The following is an 18,061-nucleotide window of genomic DNA, read 5'->3' on the forward strand; positions in this document are numbered from 1 at the left end:
CCCTGCGCAATGGCGCAGCAGGGCCGGGACGACCACGGATAATCCGTGCACACCTGCGTCAAAACGGCAGTGCCACGCTCGTCTTGATCTCCTTCAGCACCACATTGCTGCGGACGTAGCGGATGCCGGGGATGCGGAACATGAATTCGTCCAAGAATCTGTTGTAGGCGGCCATGTCCTGCACGACGACGCGCAAGTGATAATCGGCATCGCCCGTGGTCGCAAAGCACTCCAGCACCTCGCGGCGCGTGGTGACCCGAGCGACAAATTCATCGACGAACTTGGCGTCATGCCGCTCCAGCGAGACGTGGAGGATGGCGGACATCGCAAAGCCCGCCCGCTCGCGATCGATCAGCGCTGCATAGCTACGGATGACGCGGCTTTCCTCAAGCGCGCGCACCCGGCGCCAGCAGGCCGAGGTGGACATGCCGACCTCATCGGCAAGCTGCTGGTTGGTGGCGCGGCCGTCCTTCTGGAGGTGCGCAAGAATCCGCGTATCCTGCTCTTCGATCATGGAATCCTCACAAACCGGATAACTTAACCGAATTATAGGCCAAATCAGGTTACATCTACCAGAATAACCGCGCCTATTGGGAAAGATAGGTAAGACCTACCAGCCCCCCGAGCCTAACCTCTGCTGATCCGGCAGGGAATGCCGCGGGAGGTCCGCATGGACGCCATTCCGTCCCTCGACACTTACGAACTCTCCGACCGCTATGACCGCGAGCAAGGCCGTGTCTTCCTCACGGGCACACAGGCGATCGTCCGTATCGCACTCGACCAGGTCAGGCGCGATCGCGCCCGCGGCCTCAACACCGCCGGCTTCATCTCCGGCTATCGCGGCTCGCCGCTTGGCGGCATCGATCTCGAGCTCTGGCGCATCCAGGAGCGATTAAAGCGCGACCGCATCGAATTCCTCCCCGCAGTCAACGAAGACCTTGCGGCAACAGCCGTGCTCGGATCGCAGCAGGTCGAGACGCAAGGGGACCGCGAGGTCGATGGCGTGTTCGGGCTCTGGTACGGCAAGGGCCCCGGCGTCGATCGCTCGGGCGATGCGCTCAAGCACGGTAATGCCTATGGCTCCTCGCCGCATGGCGGCGTGCTGGTGGTCGCCGGCGACGATCATGGCTGCGTCTCATCCTCGATGCCGCACCAGTCCGACGTCGCCTTCATGAGCTGGTTCATGCCGACGTTGCACCCGGCAAGCGTCGGCGAATATCTCGAGTTCGGCGAGTATGGGTACGCATTGAGCCGCTTCTCCGGCATGTGGGTCGGCTTCAAGGCGATTTCGGAGATCGTGGAGTCTGGCGCCTCCGTGGCGCTAAGCCCGCCCCGCGACTTCCGCACGCCCGACTTCGCGCCACCACCGGGAGGCCTGCACTATCGCTGGCCAGACCTGCCGGGTCCGCAGATCGAGGAACGACTGGAAGCGAAGAAGCACGCCGTCTACGCCTTTGCGAAGGCCAATCCGATCGACAGGCACATCTACGACATTCCGGGTGCCACCTACGGCATCGTCACCACGGGCAAGGCGCATCTCGACCTGATGGAAGCGCTGCGGCTGATGGACCTCGATGAAACGGCCTGCCGCAGCATCGGCATCGACATCTACAAAGTCGGCATGGTCTGGCCCCTGGCGCTGCATGATGCCATGGAGTTCGTGAAGGGCAAGCGCGAGATCCTCGTGGTCGAGGAAAAGCGCGGCATCATCGAGAGCCAGTTCAAGGAATATTTCTACGATTATCCGGGCGCGAAGCCCGAGCGCATGGTCGGCAAGCATGACGAGCGGGGGGCGCGGCTGATCTCGTGGATCGGCGAATTGTCACCGCGCGCGCTGGCTGCCGTGCTGGCGCGCCGGCTCGACCCGATGTTTCCAGGCCTCAATCTCGCCGCGCGGGCAGCTGCCTTGATGCCGGAGGCCGCGCGCACGATCAACGTCCCAGGCGCGACGCGCACACCCTATTTCTGCTCGGGATGTCCGCACAACACGTCGACCAAGGTGCCGGAGGGCTCCAAGGCCCTCGCCGGCATCGGCTGCCACTTCATGGCGAGCTGGATGGGCCGCGAGACCTCCTCGCTGATCCAGATGGGCGGGGAGGGCGTGAACTGGGCGGCTTCGTCGAAATTCACCGGCCACAAGCACGTGTTCCAGAATCTCGGCGAAGGCACCTATTATCATTCCGGGTCGATGGCGATCCGGCAGGCGATCGCCGCCAAGGCCAACATCACCTACAAGATCCTGTTCAACGATGCCGTGGCGATGACCGGCGGCCAGCCGGTCGACGGGCCGGTCAGCGTGCATGCCATCGCCCACAGCGTCCGCGCCGAAGGTGTTGAGCGTATCGCGCTGCTGTCGGACAATCCCGCGCAATTTTCTCCGCCCGACCTGCCAACTGGCGTCACCATCCATCCACGCGAGGAGATGGACGCGGTGCAGCGCGAGCTGCGCGAGGTGCTAGGCGTCTCCGTGCTGATCTACCAGCAGACTTGCGCCACCGAGAAGCGCCGGCGGCGCAAGCGCGGCCAGATGAACGACCCGAAGCGCTATGTCTACATCAATGATCTCGTCTGCGAAGGCTGCGGCGATTGCTCGGTCGAGTCCAACTGTCTCAGCGTCGAGCCGAAGGAAACGCCGTTCGGCCGCAAGCGCCAGATCAATCTCTCGGCCTGCAACAAGGATTTTTCCTGCCTCAACGGCTTCTGCCCGAGTTTTGTTACCGTCGAAGGCGCCACGCGTCGTCAGAAAACCGCGAGCCGGATCGACGCGATCGGCCAGGCCGCGACGCTGCCTCTGCCCGCCTTCGCGACGCTCGACCGGCCCTACGACCTGCTGGTGACCGGCGTCGGCGGCACCGGCGTGATCACGGTCGGCGCGCTGATCGGCATGGCCGCGCATCTCGAACGAAGCGGCGTCTCGGTGCTGGATTTTACCGGCTTTGCGCAGAAATTCGGCCCCGTGCTGAGCTACATCCGGCTTGCTCCTTCCCCCGGGGCGCTGCATCAGGTCCGTATCGACCAGGGCGCGGCCGATGCGCTGATCGGCTGCGACCTCGTCGTGAGCTCCTCGCCGAAGGCCTCCGGCACCTATCGCCGCGGCACGCGCGCCGCGGTCAATACCGCGGAGATGCCGACCGGTGACGTCGTCCGCTTCCGCGATGCCGACCTCGCCTCCCCTGCCCGCATGCGCGCCATCGGCCGCGTGATCGGCGATGGCAATCTCGATACGATCAACGCGAATGCGCTGGCCGAAGGGCTGCTCGGCGATGCCGTCTATGCCAACATCATCATGCTGGGCTTTGCCTGGCAGCACGGATTGGTGCCGGTCTCGCTGCAAGCGCTGCTGCGCGCGATCGAGCTCAACGGCGTCGCCATCGAGCGCAACAAGCAGGCGTTCGCCTGGGGCCGCATCGCCGCTGCCGATCCGGATTTTCTGCCGAAGACGGACCGCGCGCCCACGGCCGAGACACTCGACCAACTCATTGAACGCCGCGCCGATTTCCTCACCGCCTATCAGGACGAAGCCTATGCGGCGCGCTACCGGGCGCTCGTCACGAGGGTCCGCCGCGCAGAGGCCGTCCTGAACAGCGAAGCCCTGACCGGCGCGGTTGCCCGCGCCCTGTTCAAGCTGATGGCCTACAAGGACGAGTACGAGGTGGCGCGGCTGCATATGCAGAGCGGCTTCCTCGACGAGCTAAAAGGCGAGTTCGAGGATGGCTTCCGCATCCAGTATCACCTTGCCGCGCCTTTCCTGCTGTCAAGCCGCGATGCACGTGGGCGTCCGCGCAAGCGCGCCTTCGGGTCGTGGATCCAGGCACCGCTCCTCATGCTGGCGCGGTTGAAGGGGCTGCGCGGAACACCGTTCGATCCATTCGGCTACACGGCCGAACGGCGTGCCGAGCGGGAGCTGATCGCCTGGTACGAAGGCCTGATCGAGCGGATGCTCGGCGAGCTTGACGCGGCACGTCTGCCGAATCTCACGGCCATCGCTAGGGCTCCCATGGACATTCGCGGTTATGGCCCGGTGAAGGAGGCTGCGATCGCGAAGGTGAAGACTGAGGTCGAATCCTTGCTGGCTCGGCCGGCCGCGGCCAAGGCAGCCTGACCGCATTCGTCCTCACGAATAAGGGTTGATCAGCTTCTGCTGTTCGGCGCTGTGATGCACGAGCATGTCGATGAAGGTCCTGACCTTCGCCGTCAGATGGTGGCGATGCGGATAGACCGCGTTCATAGACAGCTCGACGGTCCGATATTCCGGCAGCAGGCGGACCAGCCGACCCGATTCGAGATCGTCTTGAACGAGAAACCCAGCCATTAGGCAGATAGCCGCGCCCTCCAGCGCCACCTTCCGCAACGCTTCTCCGCTGTTGGTGACGAAGCTGCCTGAGATGCGGACCGATGCCGGCGCACCCTTGCGATCGAGGAAGCGCCACTCGTCACCGAAGGGATAATTCAGGTGCCGGCCGCAATTATGCGCCGAGAGCTCATCGAGCTTCTGCACGCGGCCGTGCTTGTCGAGATAGTCGTGCGAACAGCACAGCACATGGCGCCACGTGGCGAGACTCCGCACGATCAGGCTGGAATCCCGCGGCTGGGTCATGCGCAAGGCGACGTCATAACCTTCCTCGATGAGGTCGACGTCGGCCTCGCCCATGCGCAGGTCGATCTTGAGCTCCGGATAAGTCGACAGGAGCTGTGCAACCACCGGCGCGACGAATGGCACCATGTGCGTGGCGACGTGGATGCGCAGCGTGCCGCGGGGTACCGACTGCAATTCGCTCGCGATGTCGTCGGCCTGTTCGAGATCGGCGAGGATCTGCGTGGCACGGTCGTAATAGGCCTTGCCAATTTCGGTGAGGCTGACTTTCCGCGTGGTCCGATTGAGCAGCCGCACCCCCAGCCGCTCTTCGAGCGCCTGGACATGATTGCTCACCATCGTCGTCGACATGTTGAGCCGACGGGCAGCGGCGGAAAAGCCGCCACTATCGACCACCCGGACGAACGCCGTGAGGCTGCTGAAGCGGTCCATGTCTCGAAGCCCCCGATTATCCACCTAGACCGGATAATTCTTCCAATAATACCACGATTATCGCAGCCGTGAGGACAACGCATCTTAGGGCCAGCGGCGCCCCTCAGAAGGCGCCCGGGAATCTCGAGGATGTCATGTCAAATGCTTCGTATGTTGCTGAAACAAATGAGAAAATCTGGCTTCGCCCGTCTCGCCAGGCGCTCCAGCGGGGCGCGGTCGGCCTGGCGCTGGCCCTCGGCATCGTCGTCGCTGGCGATTATGGCTACGATTACCTGAAGACCGGCCGCTATCTCGAATCCACCGACGACGCCTATGTGAAGGCCGATTCCACGATCATCGCGCCTAAGGTCTCCGGGTACATCGCGAAGGTGCTAGTCGGCGACAACCAGAAAGTCAAAGCAGGCCAGCTGCTGGCCAAGATCGACGATCGTGACTTCAAGACGGCCCTCGACCAGGCCCGCGCCGATGTCGAGGCCGGCGAAGCCTCGGTGCGCAACATCGATGCCCAACTCGAATTGCAACAGCCGATCATCGCGCAGAGCACCGCCGACGTCACTGCTGCTGAGGCCAATCTGAAATTCGCCCAGGAGGAACGCGCCCGCTACGACGACCTGATGAAGTCGGGCTCCGGCACCATCCAGCGCGCGCAGCAGACCGATGCGGCGCTGCGCGCCAGCACCGCGCAATTGCAGCACGCCAAATCCGGTCTCTTGGCGGCGCAGCGCAAGGTCGACGTGCTCACCACCCAGCGGGCCCAGACGGCGGCCCAAGTCGAGCGAGCCCGCGCGGTGGCGCAGCAGGCGGCGCTGAACCTGTCCTATACCGAGATCACCGCGCCGGTCGACGGCACGGTTGGCGCACGGAGCTTACGCGTCGGCCAGTACGTGCAGGCCGGCACACAATTGATGGCCGTGGTGCCGCTGGATGCCGTCTATGTCGTCGCGAACTTCAAGGAGACGCAGCTCACGCATATGCGCCCCGGCCAGCCCGTCGAGCTACGCGTCGACAGCTTCCGCAGCAAGACCCTGCGCGGCCATGTCGACAGCCTGTCGCCGGCAAGCGGGCTCGAATTCGCCCTGCTGCCGCCGGACAACGCCACGGGCAATTTCACCAAGATCGTGCAACGCGTGCCGGTCAAGATTGTGCTCGACGACCACAGCCTGACCGGCCTGCTGCGCCCCGGCATGTCCGCAGTGCCGACCGTCGACACCAAGCAGGCGGTGCTGGCCGAACGCGAGACGGCCAGGCATCTCGCCGACAACACAACCCGTCCGAATGGCGGCTGAAGCTGACGAGACTTCCATGAGCACGCTCCAATCCACCCTCAACGCCGCAGCCGCCCTCCCCGCCCCGGCTGCGCCCGCCACCCCGGCGGTTTCCGCAAGAACATGGATCGCGGTGATCGGCGCGACGCTGGGCGCCTTCATGGCGGTGCTGAACATCCAGATCGTCAACGCTTCGTTGGCCGATATCCAGGGTGCGATCGGCGCCGGCATCGACGACGGCGGCTGGATCTCGACCTCCTATCTGATCGCCGAGATCGTGGTGATCCCGCTCTCGGGTTGGCTCGCGCAGGTGTTCTCGATCCGCATCTATCTGCTCACCAACGCGATCCTGTTCCTGGCTCTGTCGGCGGCCTGCGCGCTGGCGCAGGATCTGTCGCAGATGATCGTCCTGCGCGCGGTGCAAGGCTTCACCGGCGGCGTGCTGATTCCGATGGCCTTCACGCTGATCATCACGCTATTGCCGCGCGGAAAACAGCCCGTGGGCCTTGCGCTGTTCGCGCTCTCGGCGACGTTCGCACCCGCGATCGGCCCGACCATCGGCGGCTACCTCACCGAGAATTTCGGCTGGCAGTACATCTTCTATGTCAACCTCGTGCCGGGCACGATCATGGTCGGCATGCTCTGGTACGCGCTCGACGCAACGCCCATGAAGCTGTCGCTGTTGCGGGAAGGCGATTGGGCCGGCATCATCACCATGGCGATCGGGCTGTCCGCGCTGCAGACCGTGCTGGAGGAAGGCAACAAGGACGACTGGTTCGGCTCGCCGTTCATCGTGAAACTGTCGTTAATCGCTGGCGTTGCGCTCACCGCCTTCCTCGTCATCGAGCTCACAGTGAAGAAGCCGCTCTTGAACCTGCGCCTGCTGGTGCGGCGCAATTTCGGCTTCGGCATGCTCGCGAACTTCCTGCTTGGTATCGCACTCTACGGCTCGGTGTTCATCCTGCCGCAATATCTGGCTCGCATCCAAGGTTACAATGCCGAGCAGATCGGTTTCGTGCTGGCCTGGACCGGGTTGCCGCAGCTCGTTCTGATCCCGCTCGTCCCTCGCCTGATGCAGAGGTTCGACGCACGGCTGGTGATCGGCGTCGGTTTCGTATTGTTCGCGGCCTCCAACTTCATGAACATCACCATGACCAGTAACTATGCCGCCGATCAGTTGTTCTGGCCCAACGTCGTCCGTGCGATTGGCCAGGCGCTGGTGATGGCGCCGCTGTCCGCGGTGGCAACATCAGGCATCGAGCCGGAAAACGCGGGCTCGGCGTCAGGCCTGTTCAACATGATGCGCAATCTCGGCGGCGCCGTCGGCATCGCGCTGCTCCAGACCGTGCTGACCAAGCGCGAGCAGTATCACTCCAACGTGCTGATGCAGTCGGTCTCGGTGTTCGAGCAGGCGACGCGCACGCGGCTGGAGCAGCTCACCCAGTATTTCATCAATCATGGCATCCTCGACCATGCGGATGCGTCGCATCGTGCCTATGTCGCGATCGGCCGTATCGTGCAGAAGCAGGCCTATATCCTCGCCTTCAGCGACACCTTCTATCTGCTTGGCGCGGCGCTGATCGTGGCCCTGGTCGCAGCCCTCTTCCTGAAGAAGCCCGGCCAGACTTCCGCCGGCGGAGCCCACTGACCTCAATCCAAGCAAGGAGAACGCCCATGAAGCCCCGCATGAACTACTACCAGGCCGCGCCCGACACGATCAAAGCACTGATGGCGCTGGAGACGCAGATCCAGTCGACAGGCCTGGAGAAATCACTGATCGAGCTCGTCAAGATCCGGGCCTCGCAGATCAACGGCTGCGCCTATTGCATCAACATGCATACCGAGGACGCGCGCAAGCGCGGCGAGACCGAGCAGCGCATCTATCTGCTCGACGCCTGGCGCGAATCTCCGCTCTATTCCGACCGTGAGCGCGCCGCGCTGGCCTGGACCGAAGCAGTGACCTTGATCTCGCAGACGCACGCGCCGGACGACGTCTACGAGCAGGTCCGCGCACAGTTCTCGGAGGAGGAAACGGTCAATCTGACCATGCTGATCGCGACCATCAACGCCTGGAACAGGATCGCGATCTCGTTCCGCGCGGTTCACCCGGTGAAGGTCAAGGCGTCGGTGGGGTGAGGAGTGGCGTCATGGACGCAACGTCGCCTCCAGCCGCTCAACTGTCATGCCCCGGCGTGACCGCAGCATCCAGTACGGCGCGGCCAATCGATTGAAGCACGACCGCCTCGGAGTATTGGATCGCCCGGTCAAGCCGGGCGATGACAGCAATGGGTGTGGCTTAAACCGCCGTCGCCTTGGCGAACTCCACGTAGATCTCACGCAGCCGCGTTGCCAACGGGCCGGGCTTGCCGTCGCCGATCTTTTTCCCATCGATCGCCACCACCGGCTGCACGAACAGTGAGGCCGACGTCGCAAAAGCCTCCTTTGCGGCCAGCGCCTCGGCCACCGTGAAAGAACGCTCCTCGACGCGGAGCTGGCGCTCTTCGGCGAGCGCCACCACGGCCTTGCGGGTGCAGCCCGGCAGGATCGCATTGGAGTTCTTGCGGGTCACGATGACGTCGTCCTGCGTCAGGATGAATGCCGAGGACGAGCCGCCTTCGGTGATATAGCCGTCTTCCAGCATCCAGGCTTCGCCGGCGCCGGCTTCGGCCGCGGCCTGCTTCGCCAGCACCTGCGCCAGCAGCGCCACGCTCTTGATATCGCGCCGTTCCCACCGGATGTCGGGCACGGTGATCACGCTGATGCCGGCCTTCGCCGACGCGGCGTTGATGATATCCTTCTCCGAGGTGAACATCACCAGGCTCGACTTGACGTCACCCTTGGGAAACGCGAAGTCGCGGCCCTTGTCGGCACCGCGCGTGACCTGGAGATAGACGAGGCCGTTCTCGAGCTTGTTGCGCGCGATCAGTTCCTTCTGGAACTCGGTGATGCGCTCGAGCGTCTCCGGTAGCTTCAGCTTGATCTCGCCGACCGAACGCTCCAGCCGCGCCAGATGCGAGGCATTGTCGACCAGCTTGCCATCGAGAACGGCCGAGACCTCGTAGATGCCGTCGGCGAACAGAAAGCCGCGGTCGAGGATCGAGATCTTCGCGTCCGAGAGCGGGATGAATGAGCCGTTGACGTAGGCAATCGAGTCCAAGGCAGGTCTCCTGGCGGAAAGGGGATTTGCCCACCGGTATAGGAGATTTGGCGCCGACGATAAACCCTCGATGCGTCATTCCGGGGTGTTCGCAAAGCGAATGAGCCCGGAATCCATCTCACCTCGCGTACTGCCGCACAATGGATTCCGAGCCCGCGAAGTCGCGCCGCGGAATGACGGCGGTGATTAATGCGACAGGATCTTCGACAGAAATTTCTGTGCGCGGTCGCTGCGGGGCTTGCCGAAGAAATCGTCCTTCGCTGCGTCCTCGACGATCTCGCCGCGGTCCATGAAGATGACGCGGTTGGCGACCTTGCGGGCAAAACCCATCTCGTGGGTGACGACCATCATGGTCATGCCTTCGCGGGCGAGATCGACCATGACGTCGAGCACCTCGCTGACCATTTCGGGGTCCAGCGCCGAGGTCGGCTCGTCGAACAGCATGACGATCGGATCCATCGCCAGCGCGCGAGCGATGGCGACACGCTGCTGCTGCCCCCCGGAGAGCTGCGCCGGGAATTTCTGCGCCTGCTCTATCAGCCCGACGCGCTCCAGAAGCTGCATGCCTTTGGTCTGCGCCTTGTCACGCGGCCGCCCCAGCACCTTCTCCTGCGCGAGGCAGAGATTGTCGATGATCTTGAGATGCGGAAACAGCTCGAAGTGCTGGAAAACCATGCCGACGCGCGAACGCAGCTTCGGCAGATTGGTCTTGGGATCGTTGACCTTGGTGCCGTCGACCAAGATGTCGCCGCTCTGGAACGGCTCCAGCGCATTGACGCATTTGATCAGCGTGGACTTGCCCGAGCCCGAGGGACCGCAGACCACGACGACCTCGCCCTTGGTGACGCTGGTGGTGCAATCCGTCAGCACCTGGAAACTCGGCGTGTACCATTTGTTGACGTGGCTGATTTCGATCATGTGTTTCTCAAGCGGTTCGGCAATCTCGGTTCACCTCTCCCAAGGAGAGAGGTCGGCGCAAAGCGCCGGGTGAGGCGGTACAGGTCCATCGTTGGAGCGAAACCCCTCACCCGGATCGCTAGCGCGATCCGAGCTCTCCCTGTGGGAGAGGTGAAGGGGCATCGCATTCGAAATCTCGAACTCACGTTCCACCTAGCGAATGATGGCGATGCGCGCCTGGAGCCGGCGGACGCCGAAGGAGGCGATACAGGAAATGGTGAAATAGACGACGGCTGCGAACAGATACATTTCGACCAGGCGCCCGTCCCGCTGCGCCACCTTGCTGGCGGCACCGAGGAAGTCGGTGATGGACAGCACGTAGACCAGCGAGGTGTCCTGGAACAGCACGATGGTCTGCGTGATCAGGACCGGCAGCATGTTGCGGAAGGCCTGCGGCAGCACGACATAGCGCATGGTCTGGGCGTAAGTCAGCCCCAGCGCGCTGGCCGCAGCCGGCTGCCCGCGCGAGATCGACTGGATGCCGGCGCGCATGATTTCGGAGAAGTACGCCGCCTCGAACATGATGAAGGTGATGAGCGACGATGCGAATGCGCCGACGCTGATGGGGCGCGAGGCGCCGGTCAGCCACTGCCCGATATAGGGCACCAGGAAATAGAACCAGAAGATGACCAGCACCAGCGGCAGCGAGCGCATGAAGTCGACATAGACGCCGGCGATCCGGCCAAGGATCTTGAAGCCGGAGAGCCGCATCAGCGCGAGTGCCGTGCCGAAGACCAACCCGCCGAGTGCCGCGAGCCCCGTTAGCGTCAGCGTGAACGTCATGCCCTCATAGAACAAATAGGGCAGCGCGCGGCGGATGACGTCGAAATCGAGATTGCCGAACATCGCTATTTCCCCGTGATGTAGCCGGGGATCGCAACCCAGCGCTCAAGGAAGCGCATCGCGGTCACGACGACGGCGTTGACAAGGAGATAGAGGATCGTCGCAGCGGTGAAGGCCTCGAACACCTGGAACGAGAACTCCTGCATGGAGCGCGCCTGTCCGGTCAGCTCGAGCAGGCCGATGGTGATCGCAACCGCCGTGTTCTTGATGGTGTTGAGGAACTCAGAGGTCAAGGGCGGCAGGATGATGCGGAACGCCATCGGCAGCAGCACGTAGCGATAGCCCTGCACCGTGGTCAGACCCAGCGCGGTTGCGGCCATCTTCTGCCCGCGCGGCAGCGAACCGATGCCGGCCTGCAATTGCACGGCGACGCGGGCCGACATGAAGAAGCCGACACCGATCGCGGCCGTCCAGAACGGCGCGTTCGGCAGCTGCTTCAGCCAAGTGCCGGCGCCTCTTGGCAGCAGTTCCGGCAGCACGAAGAACCACAGGAAGAGCTGCACGAGCAGCGGCATGTTACGGAAGAATTCGACATAGGCAAAGCCGAACCAATTCGCTCCCCTCGACGGCAGCGTGCGCATCACGCCGACGATGGAGCCGGTGATCAGCGCGATGACCCAGGCCAGCGCCGCAGTCTTGAGGGTCAGCACCAGTCCCGACAGCAGCATGTCGAGATAGGTGCCGGTCCCCATCGGGTTCGGCTGGAAAAAGATTCCCCAGTTCCAGTTGTAGTTCACGTGTCCCCCGCGCGAACGCGCCAATCATGGATGTCCCGGCACCTATGCAAATGTCCGGCCATTCTCCCTCCAGAATGTCCGAAATGTACCGCCTCTCCCCGCAAGCGGGGAGAGGCGAACAGCTCCATCTTACTTGTAATCGTCCGGATTCGGCGAGTCCGTCGGCTTGGCGAACTCGTTCTTCAGCTCTGGCGAAATCGGCGTGTTGAGGTTCAGTCCCTTCGGCGGGATCTTCTGGGTGAACCACTTATCGTAGATCTTCTGGGCTTCGCCGGACGTATAGAGCGCCGCCGTCGCCGCATCGACCACCTTCTTGAAGGCGGGGTCATCCTTGCGCAGCATGATGCCATAGGGCTCGGGCTTGGAGAACGCGTCCTTGGAGATGGCATAGTCGTCCGGGTTCTTCGACCCGGCCACGAGGCTCGCCAGCAGGATGTCGTCCATCACGAAGGCGACCGCGCGGTCGGTCTCGACCATCAGGAAGGCCTCGGCGTGGTCCTTGGCGGGAATGATGTTGGCGCCGAGGCCCTTGGCAACGTTGGCTTCGGTGAGCTGCTTGATGTTGGTGGTGCCGGCGGTCGAGACCACGGTCTTGCCCTTGAGATCGTCGATCGACTTCAGGCCGCTCGACTTCTTGAACACGTAGCGGCTGGCCGTCAGATAGTGGGTGTTGGTAAAAGCGACCTGCTTCTGGCGCTCGGCATTGTTGGTGGTCGAGCCGCATTCGAGGTCGATGGTGCCGTTCGCCATCAGCGGGATGCGGGTCGCCGAGGTCACCGGATTGAGCTTGACCTCGAGCTTGTCCAGCTTGAGCTCCTTCTTCACGGCATCGACGATCTTGTAGCAGATGTCCATCGCGAACCCGATGGGCTTCTGGTTGTCGTCGAGATAGGAGAACGGGATCGAGGAGTCGCGGAAGCCCAGCGTGATCGCGCCGGTGTCCTTGATGTTCTTCAGCGTGCCGGTCAGCTCCTGGGCCCCGGCCTGGCTGACGGCGAAGGTCGCGGCAAGCGCGAGCCCGATGTAACGGAAATGTTTCACTTTTCTTCCCCTTTCGGATGATGCGGCCCGGATGCAAGCACAAATCGAGCCGGATTAGAATGTAACTTTCGGCTGGATCAAAGGCTCAGGTTAACGGCGCCGGCAACTCGCCGAGATCCCAGAACAGCCCGGCCATCACCGTCAAGGCCTCTTCGGTCAATGGCAGCAGGATGTGCTCATTGGGCGCATGTTGGGAGCAACCGGGGTAGGAGTGCGGCACCCAGATCGTCGGCAGGCCCAGGATTTCGGAGAACACGTCGTTGGGCAGCGAGCCGCCGAAATTCGGCAGCACGGCCGGCGCCTTGCCGGTCGTCTCCTGCACTGAATTGGCCGCCCATTTGATCCAGGGGCTGTCGAAATCGGTCCGCGATGCGGCAAAACTCTGGGCCGCCCGCACCTCGACCATAGGAAAACCCTTTGCGACCAGATGCGCGCGGATGGCCTCGATCAGACCCTCGATCTTCGTCCCGACCACGAAACGCAGTTGCAGCACGGCATTGGCATGGCCGGGAATGGCGTTCGCCGGCTTCTCGATATTGCCCGAGGCCATCGCCAGCACTTCCAGCGTGTTCCAGGCGTAGAGCCGTTCGGCCGCCGACAGGCCCTCCTCGCCCCAATTCTCCGCCAGCGCCGGCTCGTCCGCGGTCGGCACCACCTGCACGTCGGCGAGATAGCTGCGGATCTGGTTGGTGAGCCGCGGCGGCTTCAGCGCGTCGAGCTGGAGACGGCCGTGGCCATCAACCAGCGTGGAGATCGCGTTGACCAGGATGGTCGCGGGGTTGGCGAGCACGCCGCCCCAATTGCCCGAATGGTGACCGCCGTCGCGCAAGTTCACATCGAGATGGATGCGGATGCCGCCGCGGCAGCCCAGAAACAGCGTCGGACGGTCGGCGGACAGACGCGGCCCGTCCGAGGCCATGAACAGATCGCCCTTGAGCGCATCGCGATTGAGGTCGCAGACCTTGCCGAGATCGGGCGAGCCGATCTCCTCGCCCATCTCGACAATGAATTTGGCGTTGAAGCCGAGCTTGCCGCCTCTCGCCTCGCGCACGGCGCGCAGCGCCGCCATATTGATGCTGTGCTGGCCCTTGTTGTCGGCAGTGCCGCGGCCATAGAGGCGCGTGCCCGCAACCGTCGTGCGCCAGGGATCGCGGCCGTCGCGCCACTCGCCCTCCATGCCGTCGACGACATCGCCATGGCCGTAGATCAGCACGGTCGGCACTGAGTCACTCTCGTGGTGCTCGGCAAACAGGAACGGCGCCTTGCCGCTCGGGGATTCGACGATGCGGCTGGTGAAATCAAGCGCGGCAAAGGCCGGTTGCATTTCCTGTTCCAGATAGGCGCGCAGCTCAGTGCCGCGCGAGGGATTCTGGCTCTCGGTCCGATAAGCGATCCGGCGGTCGAGCTCGGTGAGGAACGCACCGGATTTGAAATCCTCGCGGGCGCGGGCGATAGCGTCGGCTCTGGTCATGACTTGCTTTTCGAGATTTTGAGACGAAGGACATTACCCGAGACGGGCGGGTCTTCGAAAGTGGCGGGACTTCGATAGTTCTTGGGGTTCTCTTGGAATTTGGTTCTTGCTCTCGTGAGATTGGCTTGCCAAGTGCGGCAGCACTGCGGATTTTGGCCTTGCCAAGGCCGAGACATCCAAGTCTAGGATATGCAAGAACTTCGCCAAGTTCGGGCGCACGTCTACCATTCGAAGAGCGCTCAGTACAGAGTGCCGAGGGACCGTCATGGCCAAAGAGATCAGGCTCAACGCTTTTGCGATGAATTGCGTCGCACACCAGTCACCGGGCCTGTGGACCCATCCGCGTGATCGCACCGCCAACTATAACCGCCTGCCCTATTGGATTGATCTCGCCAAGACGTTGGAGCGCGGCCGCTTCGACGGGCTGTTCCTCGCCGACGTGCTCGGCGTTTATGACGTCTACGGCAATAGCCCTGACGCAGCCTTGCGCAACGCAGCACAGACGCCGTCGAACGAGCCGCTGCTGCTGCTCTCGGCGATGGCGGCAGTAACGCAAAATCTCGGGTTCGGCGTCACCAGCAATCTGTCCTTCGAGCCGCCCTACCCGTTCGCGCGGCGGATGTCGACGCTCGATCACCTCACCGAGGGACGGATCGGATGGAACGTCGTCACTGGCTATCTCGACAGCGCCGCGCGCGGCGCCGGCAAGGACAAGCAGACCGGGCACGACGACCGCTACGACATCGCCGACGAATATATGGAGGTCGTCTACAAGCTCTGGGAAGGAAGCTGGAAGGACGATGCCGTGCTGCGAGACCGGACGCGCGGCATCTTCACCGATCCCGCGAAAGTTCATCGCGTCAACCATGAGGGCGCGAACTACCGCATCAACAACACCATTCATCTCAGCGAGCCGTCGCCGCAGCGCACGCCCGTGCTGTACCAGGCCGGCACCTCGCCGCGCGGCCGGCAATTCGCGGCGAAGCATGCCGAATGCGTGTTCATGTCGGGACCGTCGGCCAAGGTGATCGCGCCGCGCGTGGCAGCAATCCGGCAAGAGGCCGCCGCGCTCGGCCGTAACCCGGCCGAAATCCTGATGTTCTCGATGATGACGATCATCCTCGGACGGACGGAAGCCGAGGCGAAAGAGAAATACGCCGACTATCGCCGCCATATCAGCCCCGAAGGCGCGCTGGCGCTGATGTCGGGCTGGACCGGCGTCGACTTCTCCGGTTACGACCTCGACCAGCAGGTCCGGCACGTCCAGAACGACGCTGGCCGCAGCGCCATGGACAACGTCACCCGGGCCGATCCGGACCGGGTCTGGACTGTGCGCGACGTCATCGAGCATGTCGGCATCGGCGGCGCCGGCCCCGTCGTGATCGGCACGCCGGAGATGGTTGCCGACAAGATCGAGCAATGGTTCGAGGCGACCGATGTCGACGGCCTCAACGTCGCCTTTGCGATCTCGCCCGGCGATTTCGAGGATATCGCCGACATGCTGGTGCCGGAGCTGACGCGGCGCGGACGGTACAAGCCGGGCTATGCCAAGGGCACGCTGCGGGAGAAGCTGTTCGGCGAGGGCCGGGCAAGGCTCGATGCGCCGCACCCGGCGGCGGGGTATCGGGTGGGGAAGACGGGGTAGGAGCCACACTCTCACTGTCATGCCCCGGCTTGCCATCTTCGCTGAAGCTTCGCCGGCCGAGTGAGCTTGCAAGCCCCGCATAGCCTAGCGCAGCCGGGACCGGGGCATCCAGTACGCCGCGGCCTATCGAGGAATCACAGCCGTCTCTGGAATACTGGATCGCCCGCCTTCGCGCGCGATGACAGCTGAGAACTTGGAGGCAGCGCTACTTACACCCTCCCGTCCACCAGCACCTCGATCAGCTTCGTCCCCGGCCGGCCAAGCGCCGACGACAGGGTCGTCTTCAGCTCACGCGAATCGCTGACCTTGATCGCCTCGCAGCCAAGCGCTTTCGCGACGCCCGCAAAATCCACCGGCGGATCGACGAAATCCATGCCGACGTAATTGTCGTCACCGTGGAATGCGAGCAGGCGCTGCTTGATGATGCGGTAGCCGCCATTGTTGGCGATGACGACGTTGAGCGGCAGCTTGTGATGCGCCGCCGTCCACAGCGCCTGGATCGAATACATCGCGCTGCCGTCGCCGGAGAAACAGACGACGGGGCGATCCGGATTGGCGATGCTGACGCCGACCGAGGCAGGCAGGCCCCAGCCGATGCCGCCGGAGGCGAGGCCGTGATAGCCGTAGCGTTCGCGATGCGGACGCAGGTTGGTGATCTGGCGGCTGGAGGTGAGCCCTTCGTCCACGAGAATGGCATGTTCGGGCATGGCCTCGACCATTTGCAACACCAGAAAGTCCGGGTCGATCGGCGTGCGGCCCGCGCTCCTGTTGATCTGCTCGATCAGCGCGGCGCGGCGCGCAGTCCAATTCTTCGGCACGAGCTCGGCGAGGTGCTGCTTGGCGCGGCTCGCGAGTGTTGCGCCGCCCATCTCTTTCAGCACCGGGATCAGCGCGCGCAGCGTTTCCTTCAAATCCGCCTTCAGCGCGATCTCGGCGCCGTAATTCTTGGCGATCTCCCAATCGACGAGACCGATCTGCACGATGCCGAGACCATCCGGCAGCGCATCGACTTCGCTATGGACCGACATCCGCAGCGGATCACCGCCAAGCGCAATCAGGAGATCGTAGGGCGCGAGCGTATCGCGCGCCGCTTTCTGAACCCGCGCCAGCGTGCCGACGAAGCTCGGGCTCTCCGAGAGGAAGTGCGCACCGTAAGCTGTCGAGGATTGAAACGCGGCGGCGCCGAGCAACTCCGCCAATTCAGCCGCCTCCTTCAGCGCGTCACTCTTGACCACTTCGTCCATGGTGACGATCACAGGACGCTCGGCTTTCAGCAGCCGCGCAGCAAAGGCCCTGAGCGCACCATCTGATGGTCTGGTACGCGCGTCGATGCGGGTGGAGCGGCCGAGATCGATGCCCGCCTCGCTATTGAGGATGTCGCCAGGCAGCGAGATGAACACGGGGCCGGTTGGCGGCGTGGTCGCGACCTTTGCCGCGCGGCGCACGATGCGCGGCAGGTCCTCGAGCCGCGTCACCTCGACCGCCCATTTCACCAGCGGCTCGGCCATGCGCACCAAGGGACCGTACAGCACCGGCTCCATCAGGCCGTGGCCCTGCTCCTGCTGGCCGGCGGTGAGGATCATCGGCGTGCCCGTGAACTTGGCGTTGTAGAGCGAGCCCATCGCGTTGCCGAGGCCGGGCGCGACATGGACGTTGCAAGCGACAAGCTTTCCGGAGGCGCGGCTGTAACCGTCGGCGATCGCGACCACCAGGCTCTCTTGCATCGCCATCACATAGGTGAGATCAGGGTGATCCTTCAGCGCATGCATGATCGGCAACTCGGTGGTGCCGGGATTGCCGAACAGATGGGTGATGCCTTCGTCCTTGAGCAGCGCGAGAAAGGCCGAGCGGCCGGTGATCTTGTTCTTCATGTTTCCTCCAGGAGCGGACGTTGCCGCAAGGATGGGCGTATGATGGCC

The 18,061-nt window shown here is 63.6% G+C and carries 14 protein-coding genes; 5 read left to right on the plus strand and 9 right to left on the minus strand.

Annotated features, from left to right (window positions below):
* Positions 1-58: 58 nt before the first annotated feature.
* Complete coding sequence (locus IVA91_RS22175; RefSeq protein WP_247277646.1) at positions 59-514, minus strand: Lrp/AsnC family transcriptional regulator; 456 nt, start codon at positions 512-514, stop codon at positions 59-61.
* 156 nt (positions 515-670) lie between these two features.
* On the opposite strand from IVA91_RS22175, the gene IVA91_RS22180 reads away from it, so the two are divergent.
* Positions 671-4,102 (plus strand): indolepyruvate ferredoxin oxidoreductase family protein, encoded by a 3,432-nt coding sequence (locus IVA91_RS22180; protein ID WP_247277647.1) that lies wholly within the window; start codon positions 671-673, stop codon positions 4,100-4,102.
* A gap of 12 nt (positions 4,103-4,114) precedes the next feature.
* On the opposite strand, the gene IVA91_RS22185 is transcribed toward IVA91_RS22180, so the two are convergent.
* Positions 4,115-5,026, minus strand: a complete 912-nt coding sequence (locus tag IVA91_RS22185) for a LysR family transcriptional regulator (RefSeq protein ID WP_247417091.1) — start codon at positions 5,024-5,026, stop codon at positions 4,115-4,117.
* A gap of 134 nt (positions 5,027-5,160) precedes the next feature.
* Between IVA91_RS22185 and IVA91_RS22190 the strand changes: the two genes are divergently transcribed.
* The 3 genes from IVA91_RS22190 to IVA91_RS22200 are packed head-to-tail and all read left to right on the plus strand — an operon-like array spanning position 5,161 to position 8,427.
* Complete coding sequence (locus tag IVA91_RS22190) at positions 5,161-6,312, plus strand: HlyD family secretion protein (RefSeq protein WP_247277649.1); 1,152 nt, start codon at positions 5,161-5,163, stop codon at positions 6,310-6,312.
* A gap of 16 nt (positions 6,313-6,328) precedes the next feature.
* Positions 6,329-7,939 carry an MDR family MFS transporter gene (locus IVA91_RS22195; protein WP_247277650.1) on the plus strand — a complete coding sequence of 537 codons (1,611 nt, stop codon included), beginning with the start codon at positions 6,329-6,331 and terminating at the stop codon, positions 7,937-7,939.
* Between the two features lie 26 nt (positions 7,940-7,965).
* On the plus strand, positions 7,966-8,427 hold the full coding sequence (locus IVA91_RS22200) for a carboxymuconolactone decarboxylase family protein (RefSeq protein ID WP_247277651.1): 462 nt from the start codon (positions 7,966-7,968) through the stop codon (positions 8,425-8,427).
* 160 nt (positions 8,428-8,587) lie between these two features.
* Here the strand turns inward: IVA91_RS22200 and IVA91_RS22205 are convergent, their stop codons facing one another.
* From IVA91_RS22205 to IVA91_RS22230, 6 genes are all read right to left on the minus strand, one after another.
* Complete coding sequence (locus IVA91_RS22205; protein ID WP_247417094.1) at positions 8,588-9,448, minus strand: D-amino-acid transaminase; 861 nt, start codon at positions 9,446-9,448, stop codon at positions 8,588-8,590.
* Between the two features lie 186 nt (positions 9,449-9,634).
* The gene (locus IVA91_RS22210) at positions 9,635-10,366 is read right to left on the minus strand and encodes an amino acid ABC transporter ATP-binding protein (protein ID WP_247277653.1); all 732 of its coding nucleotides are present in this window, start codon (positions 10,364-10,366) and stop codon (positions 9,635-9,637) included.
* A gap of 192 nt (positions 10,367-10,558) precedes the next feature.
* Positions 10,559-11,251: an ABC transporter permease subunit gene (locus IVA91_RS22215; RefSeq protein WP_028140044.1), complete on the minus strand. Its 693-nt coding sequence runs from the start codon at positions 11,249-11,251 to the stop codon at positions 10,559-10,561.
* Positions 11,252-11,253: 2 nt separating this feature from the next.
* Positions 11,254-11,985, minus strand: a complete 732-nt coding sequence (locus IVA91_RS22220; protein ID WP_247277760.1) for an amino acid ABC transporter permease — start codon at positions 11,983-11,985, stop codon at positions 11,254-11,256.
* Positions 11,986-12,114: 129 nt separating this feature from the next.
* Positions 12,115-13,026 (minus strand): amino acid ABC transporter substrate-binding protein, encoded by a 912-nt coding sequence (locus IVA91_RS22225; RefSeq protein WP_247277654.1) that lies wholly within the window; start codon positions 13,024-13,026, stop codon positions 12,115-12,117.
* Between the two features lie 85 nt (positions 13,027-13,111).
* Entirely contained in the window at positions 13,112-14,497 is a 1,386-nt protein-coding gene (locus IVA91_RS22230; RefSeq protein WP_247277655.1) for a M20 family metallopeptidase, read from the minus strand.
* A 265-nt stretch (positions 14,498-14,762) separates the two neighbouring features.
* On the opposite strand from IVA91_RS22230, the gene IVA91_RS22235 reads away from it, so the two are divergent.
* Positions 14,763-16,142, plus strand: a complete 1,380-nt coding sequence (locus IVA91_RS22235) for an LLM class flavin-dependent oxidoreductase (RefSeq protein WP_247277656.1) — start codon at positions 14,763-14,765, stop codon at positions 16,140-16,142.
* A gap of 209 nt (positions 16,143-16,351) precedes the next feature.
* Here the strand turns inward: IVA91_RS22235 and IVA91_RS22240 are convergent, their stop codons facing one another.
* On the minus strand, positions 16,352-18,013 hold the full coding sequence (locus IVA91_RS22240; RefSeq protein WP_247277657.1) for a thiamine pyrophosphate-binding protein: 1,662 nt from the start codon (positions 18,011-18,013) through the stop codon (positions 16,352-16,354).
* Between the last annotated feature and the right edge of the window lie 48 nt (positions 18,014-18,061).

Source organism: Bradyrhizobium sp. 153 (genome assembly GCF_023073835.1).
Taxonomy (GTDB): Bacteria; Pseudomonadota; Alphaproteobacteria; order Rhizobiales; family Xanthobacteraceae; genus Bradyrhizobium.

Coding starts and splice junctions, on each gene's coding strand:
- IVA91_RS22185 (WP_247417091.1), bottom strand. CDS start 5,026: ATGGACCGCTTCAGCAGCCTCACGGCGTTCGTCCGGGTGGTCGATAGT.
- IVA91_RS22215 (WP_028140044.1), bottom strand. CDS start 11,251: ATGTTCGGCAATCTCGATTTCGACGTCATCCGCCGCGCGCTGCCCTAT.
- IVA91_RS22200 (WP_247277651.1), top strand. CDS start 7,966: ATGAAGCCCCGCATGAACTACTACCAGGCCGCGCCCGACACGATCAAA.
- IVA91_RS22190 (WP_247277649.1), top strand. CDS start 5,161: ATGTCAAATGCTTCGTATGTTGCTGAAACAAATGAGAAAATCTGGCTT.
- IVA91_RS22210 (WP_247277653.1), bottom strand. CDS start 10,366: ATGATCGAAATCAGCCACGTCAACAAATGGTACACGCCGAGTTTCCAG.
- IVA91_RS22230 (WP_247277655.1), bottom strand. CDS start 14,497: ATGACCAGAGCCGACGCTATCGCCCGCGCCCGCGAGGATTTCAAATCC.
- IVA91_RS22235 (WP_247277656.1), top strand. CDS start 14,763: ATGGCCAAAGAGATCAGGCTCAACGCTTTTGCGATGAATTGCGTCGCA.
- IVA91_RS22240 (WP_247277657.1), bottom strand. CDS start 18,013: ATGAAGAACAAGATCACCGGCCGCTCGGCCTTTCTCGCGCTGCTCAAG.
- IVA91_RS22175 (WP_247277646.1), bottom strand. CDS start 514: ATGATCGAAGAGCAGGATACGCGGATTCTTGCGCACCTCCAGAAGGAC.
- IVA91_RS22195 (WP_247277650.1), top strand. CDS start 6,329: ATGAGCACGCTCCAATCCACCCTCAACGCCGCAGCCGCCCTCCCCGCC.
- IVA91_RS22180 (WP_247277647.1), top strand. CDS start 671: ATGGACGCCATTCCGTCCCTCGACACTTACGAACTCTCCGACCGCTAT.